The sequence below is a fragment of the Halapricum sp. CBA1109 genome, assembly GCF_009741825.1.
Classification (GTDB): domain Archaea; phylum Halobacteriota; class Halobacteria; order Halobacteriales; family Haloarculaceae; genus Halapricum.
In genome coordinates this window covers 1-10,114 of record NZ_WPCA01000103.1, presented here as the reverse complement: position 1 = coordinate 10,114, position 10,114 = coordinate 1, and the positions used below count along the sequence as shown (strand labels likewise).

At 66.3% G+C, this 10,114-nt stretch carries 13 protein-coding genes, 1 tRNA gene and 2 pseudogenes; 6 read left to right on the top strand and 10 right to left on the bottom strand.

Annotation, left to right across the window (positions count from 1 at the left end):
• Positions 1-315 (bottom strand): annotated as a pseudogene (locus tag GJ629_RS11445) (hypothetical protein); the annotation flags it as partial.
• The gene (locus GJ629_RS11440) at positions 308-784 is read right to left on the bottom strand and encodes a hypothetical protein (protein WP_157513187.1); all 477 of its coding nucleotides are present in this window, start codon (positions 782-784) and stop codon (positions 308-310) included. The pseudogene GJ629_RS11445 and the gene GJ629_RS11440, both read right to left, overlap by 8 nt.
• A gap of 82 nt (positions 785-866) precedes the next feature.
• Between GJ629_RS11440 and trmY the strand changes: the two genes are divergently transcribed.
• Complete coding sequence (gene trmY, locus GJ629_RS11435) at positions 867-1,454, top strand: tRNA (pseudouridine(54)-N(1))-methyltransferase TrmY (protein ID WP_157513186.1); 588 nt, start codon at positions 867-869, stop codon at positions 1,452-1,454.
• Positions 1,455-1,557: 103 nt separating this feature from the next.
• Positions 1,558-1,630, top strand: a tRNA-Pro gene (locus tag GJ629_RS11430).
• A 153-nt stretch (positions 1,631-1,783) separates the two neighbouring features.
• Here the strand turns inward: GJ629_RS11430 and GJ629_RS11425 are convergent.
• The 3 genes and pseudogenes from GJ629_RS11425 to GJ629_RS17150 all read right to left on the bottom strand — a co-directional run.
• Positions 1,784-2,008 (bottom strand): hypothetical protein, encoded by a 225-nt coding sequence (locus GJ629_RS11425; RefSeq protein WP_157513185.1) that lies wholly within the window; start codon positions 2,006-2,008, stop codon positions 1,784-1,786.
• Complete coding sequence (locus tag GJ629_RS16285; RefSeq protein ID WP_197428569.1) at positions 1,984-2,352, bottom strand: hypothetical protein; 369 nt, start codon at positions 2,350-2,352, stop codon at positions 1,984-1,986. Before GJ629_RS16285 ends, GJ629_RS11425 begins: the two co-directional genes overlap by 25 nt.
• Positions 2,353-2,436: 84 nt before the next feature.
• Positions 2,437-2,597: pseudogene (locus tag GJ629_RS17150) on the bottom strand (IS6 family transposase); the annotation flags it as partial.
• 103 nt (positions 2,598-2,700) lie between these two features.
• Here GJ629_RS17150 and GJ629_RS11415 point away from each other — a divergent pair.
• On the top strand, positions 2,701-4,230 hold the full coding sequence (locus GJ629_RS11415) for a uracil-xanthine permease family protein (RefSeq protein ID WP_157513184.1): 1,530 nt from the start codon (positions 2,701-2,703) through the stop codon (positions 4,228-4,230).
• A gap of 29 nt (positions 4,231-4,259) precedes the next feature.
• Here GJ629_RS11415 and GJ629_RS11410 read toward each other — a convergent pair whose 3' ends face one another.
• Positions 4,260-5,231, bottom strand: a complete 972-nt coding sequence (locus GJ629_RS11410) for an aminopeptidase (protein WP_157513183.1) — start codon at positions 5,229-5,231, stop codon at positions 4,260-4,262.
• Positions 5,232-5,432: 201 nt separating this feature from the next.
• Between GJ629_RS11410 and GJ629_RS11405 the strand changes: the two genes are divergently transcribed.
• Positions 5,433-5,699: a hypothetical protein gene (locus GJ629_RS11405; RefSeq protein WP_157513182.1), complete on the top strand. Its 267-nt coding sequence runs from the start codon at positions 5,433-5,435 to the stop codon at positions 5,697-5,699.
• Here the strand turns inward: GJ629_RS11405 and GJ629_RS11400 are convergent.
• Genes GJ629_RS11400 through gap form a run of 3 tightly spaced genes read right to left on the bottom strand, consistent with a single transcriptional unit; the run spans position 5,684 to position 8,503 of the window.
• Positions 5,684-6,175 carry a metallophosphoesterase gene (locus tag GJ629_RS11400; protein ID WP_157513181.1) on the bottom strand — a complete coding sequence of 164 codons (492 nt, stop codon included), beginning with the start codon at positions 6,173-6,175 and terminating at the stop codon, positions 5,684-5,686. The genes GJ629_RS11405 and GJ629_RS11400 overlap by 16 nt on opposite strands.
• A gap of 54 nt (positions 6,176-6,229) precedes the next feature.
• Positions 6,230-7,441, bottom strand: a complete 1,212-nt coding sequence (locus GJ629_RS11395; protein WP_157513180.1) for a phosphoglycerate kinase — start codon at positions 7,439-7,441, stop codon at positions 6,230-6,232.
• 51 nt (positions 7,442-7,492) lie between these two features.
• Positions 7,493-8,503, bottom strand: a complete 1,011-nt coding sequence (gene gap / locus GJ629_RS11390) for a type I glyceraldehyde-3-phosphate dehydrogenase (RefSeq protein WP_157513179.1) — start codon at positions 8,501-8,503, stop codon at positions 7,493-7,495.
• A 119-nt stretch (positions 8,504-8,622) separates the two neighbouring features.
• Between gap and GJ629_RS11385 the strand changes: the two genes are divergently transcribed.
• Positions 8,623-9,009 carry an Hsp20/alpha crystallin family protein gene (locus tag GJ629_RS11385; protein WP_157513178.1) on the top strand — a complete coding sequence of 129 codons (387 nt, stop codon included), beginning with the start codon at positions 8,623-8,625 and terminating at the stop codon, positions 9,007-9,009.
• Here GJ629_RS11385 and GJ629_RS11380 read toward each other — a convergent pair.
• Complete coding sequence (locus tag GJ629_RS11380; RefSeq protein ID WP_157513177.1) at positions 9,006-9,293, bottom strand: DUF6360 family protein; 288 nt, start codon at positions 9,291-9,293, stop codon at positions 9,006-9,008. The two genes, GJ629_RS11385 and GJ629_RS11380, sit on opposite strands and share 4 nt — an antisense overlap.
• 112 nt (positions 9,294-9,405) lie before the next feature.
• On the opposite strand from GJ629_RS11380, the gene GJ629_RS11375 reads away from it, so the two are divergent.
• Positions 9,406-10,026 carry a class I SAM-dependent methyltransferase gene (locus GJ629_RS11375; RefSeq protein ID WP_157513176.1) on the top strand — a complete coding sequence of 207 codons (621 nt, stop codon included), beginning with the start codon at positions 9,406-9,408 and terminating at the stop codon, positions 10,024-10,026.
• Positions 10,027-10,114: the final 88 nt, after the last annotated feature.

The following is a 10,114-nucleotide window of genomic DNA, read 5'->3' as shown; positions in this document are numbered from 1 at the left end:
GGCGACGCCGACGGCCCCGCCCGACAGCACCAGCGGGAAGACCCGTCGCCAGTGCCGCCGCGCGAACGCCAGCGTGAGCAGCGCCGACACGAGCACGACGCCGCCGAGCGTCCCCAGCGGGGCGTACGTGAACGGGACGCCCAGCGCGCTCTCGACCGTCCGCTCGTCGAGCAGGATGCCGACTTTCACGAGGTCGGGGATTGCCGTCCCCGCGAGACCGAGGACGACCCACCGGTCGGTGAGCCACTCGATTCGCCACGACGCCACCGTCAGCAGGACGTACGCGACACAGATCGTACTCAGCAGGTCAGCCATCCTCACGCACCTCCAGCGCCCACGCCTCGGTGTCGAGCGTCCAGTGCCTGCCGAACAGGCCGACCACGAGGAGCGCGCCGACCGCCGAGACGGCGTACTTGTACAGCGCCGCCCCGCCGTCGCCGTTGACGACGACCGTCCGCTCGGGCCGTATCGTCCGGTCGGGCTCTAACGTCCCGTACACTTGGACGACGCCGCCGGGACGGACGTCGGCGTCCGCGTTCGGGACGGTCATCGTGAGGGTCCCGGCGTCGGAGTCGACGTCGATCACGAGCGTCCCGTCGGTGACCGACCGGACGGTGCCGAACAGCAGCGTCCGCTCGCCGACGTGGGCGTCGTAGTCCGCGACGAGGCCCTCGGTCTCGGGGTAGGGGTCGGTCCGGTCCTCGGCGATATCGTAGTGGACGAACGACCCACAGAGCAGCGCCACGAGCGCGGCGGCGAGGGCGAGACGCACCCACAGTCTCATACCCGTCCTCTCGGCGAGGCCACGCTTTTCGGTTGCGGTCGGGACCGACAGCGCCAAGCCCGCCGCGGACGCTCTCCTGCGTATGCGCCAGTTCGTCGTCGTCGCCCACGACGCGCCAGCGACGCCCGACTTTCCGCTCGACGCCCTCGCCAGCGAGGCCGGGCGGATGGACCTGCTCGCCCGCACGCTCAACGCCGGTCTGCTCGCCAGCCACGGCATCCGCGAGGACACTCACGTCCACCTCGTCCTCGGCGACGTGACCGTCAGCGTCGACGGCGCGACGGTCCGGAACCTCCATCCCGACGAGCGCGCCATCGCCGCCCTGCTCCGCTCGGCCTTGGAGGCCCGCGAGGACGCCATCGGCCACCAACCGGCTACGCCCTCGCCCGGCATCGAACTCTACCGGATGGACCTCGAGACGACGCTCGACCGTCTCGACGGGTCGCTGGTCGTCCTCCGCGAGGACGGCGACCCCGCCGCCGAGTCGCCGGTTCCCGAGGACCCGGTGTTCGTCCTCTCGGACCACCGGCCGTTCACCGAGGCGGAGGCGACGCTTCTGGACGACCGGGCCGGGAGACGGCTCTCGCTCGGGCCGGTTGCGGTCCACGCCGACCACGCCATCTCGGTCGCGCACAACTGGCTGGATACCGACGGCTACACGACGTACTGACTGTCAGTTGGCCGTGGGCGTATCGTCCTCTGGGCGTGGGACCGTCCCACGCCGTGGGGGTTTTCGCAACGGTTAAAGGGTCGAACTGTCTTGGATTAGACGCGGGCCGGTGGGGTAGCTTGGTATCCTTCGGCCTTCGGGTGGCCGTAACCGCGATTCGAATTCGCGCCGGCCCACTTCTCCCGCACTCAACGAACGCCGAGCGACAGCGAGGCGCTCCGAGTGCGGGAAGTCGTGTCGCCAAGCGAATTCGAGCACGGGAGACGAGCAAAGCGAGTCTCCCGGAGTTCGACAGTCGCGCCGGCCCACTTCTTGCATCAACCCGACGTTCAGATGTCAGTCCACTGCTCGTACATCGTCTGCGCGTAGTCCTGTGACCGGGCCTGATCGGGGACGACCTCCGATCCGGACTCGCGGGCGGCACACGCCTGCCCGACGGCGTTGGAGTGGCGAAACAGCGTGCAGGCGATCTCGTCGTTTCTGGTCGCCCAGAATGCCTCGTCACCAATGGGGTAGTCGTTGGGGTCGTTCACGCCCGCCCGTGCGGTCTCCATCCGGTCTCTGCGCCCGCGACGGTGTCGAATATCTCCGCCGTCGTCAGGACGACTATCGACCCGTCCTCGTTTCTGAACACCGCATCGAAGTTCTCGTTTAGCGAGTCGTCGCGGACCCAGCCGTCGGGGAACGCGTCGAGCGAGAGCAGCAACTCCGTGTTCGCGCCCGTGTCGTACTGTGGTTCCGTATCGGCCGCCGCCTCGGTCGTACTGTCGTCGTCCCCGGACCCCTCGTCCTCGTCGTCGTTTTCGCCGTCGTCGCCGTCGCCGCTACATCCCGCGAGCGTGAGTGCGCCGGCGGTCGCTCCGAACGTTGTGAGGTATCGTCTCCGTCTGAGATCCATCGATGTCCACTAGTAGCGACGACGTTACTTATACGTAGGGAAGCGCTGTCGCATCGTGTTCAGATACGCTGATTCTATGCCCCAATCGACACCAAATACCCCAAGAAACCAAACAACATTCGAAAGCGATACTCCGCTCAGATGTAGCTGCATACTACGCTTCATCAACAGCTTCGGTGCTGTTTCTCTTCCACAACTAATTCAATCCTGCCGGAATATCCACCGAGGCGGTCGTTTTCGGGCATAGAGCACTCAGAAAACGAACCGCCTCACTACTCATCCTTCTCTGAACACCACGCCCACGAGATGGTGTGGTTTTTACAACCGTAGTTTGTAGCGACGCGCGATATGGGTGACAGCGACGACGCCGGCTCGTTCGTCAGATACGGTATCGAGGACAGACCACCGCTGAAGAAGTCGCTCCTGTTGGGTGTCCAGCACTATCTCACGATGGTCGGGGCGAACATCGCCGTCCCCCTCATCCTCGCGGGGGCGCTGGGGATGCCCGAGGAGATCGTGCCGCGGTTCGTCGGGACCTTCTTCGTCGTCTCCGGTATCGCGACGCTGGCACAGACGACCGTGGGCAACCGGTATCCGATCGTTCAGGGGGCTCCGTTCTCGATGCTCGCACCGGCGCTTGCGATCATTGGTGTCGTGACAGTGAACCCGCCACAGGGTGTCGCCGCTTGGCGGGCCGCGCTGTTGCAGTTGCAGGGGGCCATCGTCGTGGCCGCGCTGGTCGAAGTCGCTATCGGCTATCTCGGTCTGGTCGGGAAACTACGGCAGTACCTCTCGCCGGTCGTCATCGCGCCGGTCATCGCTCTCATCGGTCTCTCGCTGTTCAACTCGCCCGACATCACTGCGGCCAATCAGAACTGGTGGCTCAGCGGGTTCACGCTGGTCGTCATCGTCGCGTTCTCACAGTATCTCGACGGTCGGTCGACGCTCTTCAAGCTCTTCCCGGTTCTGTTAGGTATCGTCATCGCGTGGGTCGTCGCCGCGGCCCTCTCGGTCGCCGGGGTCTTCTCGCCGGGCGCGCCCGGTTACGTCGACCTCGCGAGCGTCGCCGGGGCGGACCCGGTGTACCCCATCTACCCGCTCCAGTGGGGGATGCCGACCGTTACTCCGGCGTTCGTCATCGGGATGCTCGCCGGCGTCGCCGCCTCGATCATCGAGTCTATCGGCGATTACCACGCCGTCGCTCGCCTCTCGGGGATGGGCGCGCCGAGCGGCAAGCGGATGACCCACGGTATCGGGATGGAGGGGCTGATGAACGTGTTCTCCGGGCTGATGGGCACGAACGGGTCGACCTCCTACTCCGAGAACGTCGGCGCTATCGGTCTCACCGGTGTCGCCTCGCGGTACGTCGTCCAGGTCGGTGCCGCGCTTATGCTGGTCGTCGGGTTCGTCGGCTACTTCGGGCAACTCGTCGCCACCATCCCGAGTCCTATCGTCGGCGGCCTCTACATCGCTATGTTCGGCCAGATAGTCGCCGTCGGGCTCTCGAATCTCAAGTACGTCGATCTGGACTCCTCGCGGAACATCTTCATCCTCGGTATCGCCCTCTTCTCGGGGATGGCTATCCCGGAGTATATGAGCAACGTCGGGAGCGCGAGCGCCTTCCAGGAGGGGCTTGCGAACACCGCCTTCCTCGGCCCGGTTCTGGGCACCGACGTGGTCGCCAACACGGTCTTTGTCATCGGGTCGACGGGGATGGCCGTCGGCGGTCTCGTCGCCATCTTCTTAGACAACACCGTCGCCGGCACGGACGAGGAACGCGGCCTCACCGCGTGGGCGGAGTCTGCGGAAGCAGACACTGACTTCGCCTCCGCGTACGACCGACTCGTCGCGGACGACGAACCCGCCCGGGCCGACTGACCCCGCGTCCCTGACCGAGTTCGACCGGGTTACCGCGTCGGCAGGGCTATCTCGTCGCCGTCGGCGTACACCGTCGGGTCGCGGATGATGCCGTCGAGGTGGAGGGGCGCTTCGGTGTCACCGCCGATGGAGGCGTCGTCGCCGATAGCGAGGTGGACTGTCCCGGCGGCCTTCTCGTCCAGCAGGACGGATCCGACCAGTCGTTCGACGGCGACGTTGGTTCCGATACCGAGTTCGGCGAGGTTGTACGCGGCGTCGCCGTAGGCCTCGCCGTCGTCGTCTACCTTCTCGGCGGCCTCGGCGACTTGCGTGGCGATAGCGTCGTCCTCGATGTGCGTTACCTGCCCGTCCGCGACGTCGAAGGCGACCTGTTGGCCCTTATCGAGGAGGCCGTGGGGTCGCATCGTCCCGTTGATGACGACGCGGCCGTCGGCGCTCTCGGGGCTGACGAACACCTCGCCGGCCGGGAGGTTCGAGAACGCGCCCGGCTCGTGGACGATGCCGGTGTCCTCGTTCCACTCGCGGTCGCCGGGCCGGACGGTCACGTCCGTCCCGCCCGGTGAGGTGACGCGTATCTCCTCGGCGTCGCCGACGGCGTCGAGGACGGCCCCGCAGTGCTCGCGGATGGACTCGTAGTCGGCGTCCAGTCCGGTGCGGAACACCTCCGGCGTGATGCCGGGCAGGGTCGCCGCGCGCGCGCCGCTCTCGGTCGCTGCCGACCGCGCGCGGGTGTGGCTGAGGCTCTTGGTCGTCGGCGCGAGCAACACGTCCGTCTCACCCATCGCGGCGGCGACCGTCGCCGGCGGTTCCTCGCCGTGTTGGTCGCCCGGCGGGTACTGGACGATGGTCACGTCCGCGGCCGTCTCGCCGGCCACCTCGTACAGCGCCTCTCCGATTGGGCGGCGTTCGTCGTCGGTCACGATACAGCAGGACTCGCCGGCCTGCAGGCCCATACACTGCTGGATGGCCGTCTCGGCCGGCGCACGGAGGTCCTCGTCCATACCTCCCGCTGGGGCCGGCAGGGGGTTAGGCGTTGTCCCCGACGCACAACGTTTATTTTCGCACCGAACAAACGCGGTTCAAATGCCGATTCCGATAGTTGCGGTCGCCATCCTCCTGTCGGCAGTCCCCCTCACGGCGGCGGTAGGCGTCGGGTACGCGACCTACGCCGACGCGCGTGAACGCGGTGTCGATCCGTGGGGGTGGACGATAGTCGCCGTCTTCCTCACGCCGGCGGCCGTCTGGTACTGGCTCCGGCGGGAGCGTTACGGGACGCGGACGACACCGCCCTCACGCGTGAGCGGTTCGCCCGCGCGCTCGGGTTGGCGACGGTCGCCAGCCTGTTCGTGTCGACGCTGGTGGTCCCGCCGGACGTCGGGACGACGGCCGTCGGCCTCGCCGTCGGGACCGTTCTCGGGGTTCCGGTCGTGTATCTGCTTCTCGGCGCCTCCACTCAGCCCAAGTCCTGAAACGTCACGTCCCCGCTGTCGGTGTCGAGGATGACGGCCGCCGGGGCCTCCGGGGCCTCGGGGATGGCGATGCCCCCGGGGTTGATGTGGACCGTCCCGTCGCGCCGTTCGTGGACGCGTTCGTGGGTGTGGCCCCGGCAGACGTAATCGTAGTGGCCACAGTCGAGTAGGGCCTCGACGATTGGTTCGCTCGTCCCGTGGTAGACGGCGAACTCGGCCCCGCCGAGCGTCAACTCGCCCATCTCCCCGAGGTAGGTGCCGAACTCGCCGACGACGTTCTGGAGGGCCCACTCGCCGTCGTTGTTGCCCCGGACGGCGTGGAACTCGAAGCCGCCGTCGAACGGCGTCGCCGAGAACGGTGCCACGAAGTCCCCGCAGTGAATCACGGCGCTGACGCCCTCTGCCTCGAAGGTTTCGACCGCCTGTTCGACGATGTCGCCGTTGTCGTGGGTGTCGGAGACGATGCCGACGTGCATACCGGCGGCTACACACAGCAGTGACAAAAAACGGTGCGACCCGGCGGACCGTGGTTAGGCGTTCGCTTTCAGCACTTCGACGGCGACCAGTTCCGCGCCCGTGAGGGCGTTGAGGTAGGCGCCGCCGGCGATGGAGACGTGGTCGAAGTCAGACTCCTCCATGTCGCCCTTCTCGATGGAGCGGGCGGTGTCGCCGCCACCGACGACCGAGAAGCAGTCGGTGTCGGCGATGGCTTCGAGCAGTTCGACGGTGCCGTCGGCGAACTCGTCCATCTCGAAGACGCCAACGGCGCCTTTCACGAAGACGGCCTCGGACGCCTCGATGACGGGCTTGTAGGCGTCGATGGTGTCGTGGCCGATGTCCATCAGTTCCATCGGCTCCTCGACGTCTTCGAGGGCGATTTCGGCGCGGTCACCGTTCTCGTCGGGGTAGGCGAAATCAATCGGGAGGTCGAACTCGTCGCCGCGGTTCTCCAGCAGGTCGTAGAGGATGTCCTTGGTCTCCTCCCACTGGTCGTCCAGCAGGTCCATGTCCTCGGTGTCGTAGCCGACGGGGTAGTCCTGCGCGCGGCGGAACAACTGGCCCGGGAGGCCGCCGATGAGGAAGGTGTCGACCTTCTCGCCGAGGTTGTTGGCGACGCCGATGACGTCTCTTGACTTGTTGCCGCCGACGAGCATCGTCACCTGCCCCTCGAACTCGCGTTCGGCGACGCTGGTGTTGTACTCGTACTCCTTGTCCATGACGAGGCCGGCGTAGGCCGGGAGGACCAGCGGGAAGCCGACCGTCGAGGCGTGGGCGCGGTGGGCCGCCGAGTAGGCGTCGTTGACGTAGGCGTCGAAGTACGGCGCCAGCGTCTGGACGAAGTCGCTCTCGGCGTGTTCCTCGGGGTCTTTCTCCGGGAGTTCGTCGTCGGTCATCCGGGTGTTCTCAAGCAGGAGGATCTCCCCGGATTCGAGGGCCTCGATTGCCTCGATGGCCGCCTCGCCGTAGGTGTCGGGGACGAATTGCACCGGGACCCCGACGTGGGCTTCGAGGATCTCGGCGTGCTGTTCCAGCGAGACGAAGTCGTCGCGGCCCGGCCGGCCCTGGTGGGCCATACAGACGACGCGGTGGTCCTCGTCGGCGAGGTGTCGCACCGTCTCGCTGTAGCGGTCGAATCGGTTGTTGTCCTGTACCTCGCCGTCCTCGACGGGGGAGTTCAGGTCCAGCCGGACGAGAACGCGTTGGTCGGGTTCGAGGTCGTCGAGCGTGTTGTATTCGGCCATATGTGTGGGTGGGTGTGGAGCGGCTAAAAAACGGTGTGGTGTGTCCGCGCGTCAGGCGATGTGCTCGGCGAGCCGCATCATCTGGCTCGTGTAGCCCATCTCGTTGTCGTACCAGGCGAAGACCTTCGCGAGGTCGCCGCCCTCGGTCGTGCTCGTCTGACCGAGGTCGACGCAGGAACCGTACTCCCAGCCGACGATGTCCCGCGAGACGATCTCGTCGTCGGTCGCGCCCATCGAGCCCTCGAGTTCGCCGTTGGCGTACTCCTCGAAGGCGGCGTTGATCTCGTCGACGCCGGGGTTACCCTGCAGGTCGACGACGACTTCGGTGATGGACCCGGTCGGGGTCGGGACGCGGACCGCCATCGCCTCGAACTTGCCGTCCAGTTCGGGCAGGATGTCCGTCGTCGCCGTCGAGGCACCGGTCGTCGTCGGGACGATGTTCTCGGCGGCCGCGCGGCCGCGGCGGGTCTTGCCCATCGGGCCGTCGACGATGGCCTGGGAACCCGTGTAGGCGTGGATGGTCGTCATCTCGGCGCTGTTGACACCGAACTCCTCCAGCAGGACGTACATCGGCAGCGAGACGCTGTTTGTCGTACAGGAGGCGCCGGAGACGATGTCCTCGCCGTCGTAGTCGTCGTGGTTGACGCCGTAGACGAACTGCGGGACCGGCTTGTCACCCTTCGGCGGGGCCGAGATGAGGGTCTTGTCCGCACCGGCCTCGAGGTGGGCCGAGGCCTTGTCCTTGGTCCGGAAGATGCCGGTCGACTCGATGGCGACGTCGACGTCGAGGTCGTCCCACGGCAGTTCCTCGGGACTCTGGATGTTGTAGACGGAGATGTCGTTGTCGCCGACCGACAGCGTGTCCCCATCGAGGGAGACCTCCTGGGGCAGGTTGCCGAGGTTGCTGTCGTACTTGGCGAGGTACTCCATCTGCTCGAAGTCCATAACGTCGTTGATGCCGACGATCTCGACGTCGTCGTTGTTCAGCGCGGATCGGAAGGCACAACGGCCGATACGGCCGAAGCCGTTGATACCGATACGGACGGTGTCGTTTGCACTCATGAGTGTTTCTCTCCGTTCGAATTTGCTACTGACGCGAGTAAATGTATTTCGGTCTTTCCCCGACAGCGGTAATTGGGACGGTCCGAAGGCTTTTGCGGGTGACGGGCCAACGGTCGCGTATGAATCGTGACGACCGCGACGACCCCTTCGACGAGTTCTTCCAGGAGTTGGAGCGGATGATGAACGAGATGATCGACGGCGACGTGACCGCCCGCGAGGCGATGGGCGACGGCGGCGGGTCGACCATCCACCTCGACGTCTACGCGGAAGACGAGACCGTCCGGGTCGTCGCGGACCTGCCCGGCGTCGACAAGGAGGCAATCGACCTCAAATGCGACGGCGAGCACCTCACGATCAACGCCCGGAGCAACCGACGCGAGTTCGACGAGCGCGTCTCCCTCCCCTCACGCGTCGACGAGCACTCCGCCAACGCCACCTACAACAACGGGGTCCTCGAGGTCACCTTCGACCGCGCCGACTCCTCGGCCGACATCGACCTCTCTTAACCGTCCGCTTGCGCGTTCTCGACCTTTTCGGCGTACTTGTCCAGTTCCGCCGCCAGCTCGCGGGCCTGACCTGCCGACAGCGTCACCCGTTCGGCGTGGGCGGGGACTTCCGAGAGCTGTGTGTTGTCCAGTTCTAGCTGTAACTCGACGTGGTCGGGCTCTTTTCGCGGCGCGGTGACGTTCAGGACCGCGAGCGCTTCCTCCTCGAAACCGTGGCCCTCGACGACCGCGTCGAGCAGATCGAATGTCGTGTAGGCGTTGACCCGCAGGATTCGGTCGACCATACCCGAACCTTCGGGCCGAGGAACTTAACGAACCACTTTTTCGCTACCGTCCCTGTGTCTCACCAGCACACCGTCCCAGTGTTTGAATAGATGGCCCGACGAATAACCGTCGATGGTCGACAAGGATGTCGTCCGGGATGGCTACGACGAACTCGCCGACGCCTACGCGGCACAGCGCGAGGCGGTGGGCGACGGTATCGACGCGCTGGCGGCGCTGCTTGCGACACTCCCGTCGGACGCTCGCGTCCTCGACGCCGGCTGTGGACAGGGCGTCCCAGTGCTGGAGCGGATCGAGTCGGCGGTCACCGGCGTCGGAGCCGACATCTCGCGGGGGCAACTGGCGTTGGCCGCCGAGAACGTCCCGGACGCGACGCTGACACAAGCGGACGTGACACGACTCCCGTTCGCTGACGACGCCTTCGACGCCGTGACCGCCTACTACTCGTTGATCCACGTCCCCGAGGGCGACCACCAACAGGTCCTCGACGAGTTCGCGAGAGTCCTCCGGCCGGGCGGTCGAGCCATTGTCATCGAGGGCACCAACGAGTGGCGCGGGAGTAATCCGGACTGGCTGGACAGCGGCACGGAGATGCAGTGGCACATCGTCGGCCCCGAGGCGACGCGCGAGCAGTTTCGGACGGCCGGCTTCGAAATACGCGAGGAGCGAGTCGTCGGGAGTTCGCTGGACGAAGAGGGCGACTGGCAGTTGTTCGTGGCCGAGCGAGAAGCGTAGCGGAGAGCGAGCGAAGGCTGAGGCGGTCGCTGTCGTGACATTCTGTCGAGTACTGCGACCGAGCGGTAGCGAGGTCGCAGGAAGTTTT

Coding starts and splice junctions, on each gene's coding strand:
- GJ629_RS11375 (WP_157513176.1), top strand. CDS start 9,406: ATGGTCGACAAGGATGTCGTCCGGGATGGCTACGACGAACTCGCCGAC.
- trmY (WP_157513186.1), top strand. CDS start 867: ATGCGCCAGTTCGTCGTCGTCGCCCACGACGCGCCAGCGACGCCCGAC.
- GJ629_RS11395 (WP_157513180.1), bottom strand. CDS start 7,441: ATGGCCGAATACAACACGCTCGACGACCTCGAACCCGACCAACGCGTT.
- GJ629_RS11385 (WP_157513178.1), top strand. CDS start 8,623: ATGAATCGTGACGACCGCGACGACCCCTTCGACGAGTTCTTCCAGGAG.
- GJ629_RS11380 (WP_157513177.1), bottom strand. CDS start 9,293: ATGGTCGACCGAATCCTGCGGGTCAACGCCTACACGACATTCGATCTG.
- GJ629_RS11410 (WP_157513183.1), bottom strand. CDS start 5,231: ATGGACGAGGACCTCCGTGCGCCGGCCGAGACGGCCATCCAGCAGTGT.
- GJ629_RS16285 (WP_197428569.1), bottom strand. CDS start 2,352: ATGGATCTCAGACGGAGACGATACCTCACAACGTTCGGAGCGACCGCC.
- GJ629_RS11415 (WP_157513184.1), top strand. CDS start 2,701: ATGGGTGACAGCGACGACGCCGGCTCGTTCGTCAGATACGGTATCGAG.
- GJ629_RS11400 (WP_157513181.1), bottom strand. CDS start 6,175: ATGCACGTCGGCATCGTCTCCGACACCCACGACAACGGCGACATCGTC.
- gap (WP_157513179.1), bottom strand. CDS start 8,503: ATGAGTGCAAACGACACCGTCCGTATCGGTATCAACGGCTTCGGCCGT.
- GJ629_RS11440 (WP_157513187.1), bottom strand. CDS start 784: ATGAGACTGTGGGTGCGTCTCGCCCTCGCCGCCGCGCTCGTGGCGCTG.
- GJ629_RS11425 (WP_157513185.1), bottom strand. CDS start 2,008: ATGGAGACCGCACGGGCGGGCGTGAACGACCCCAACGACTACCCCATT.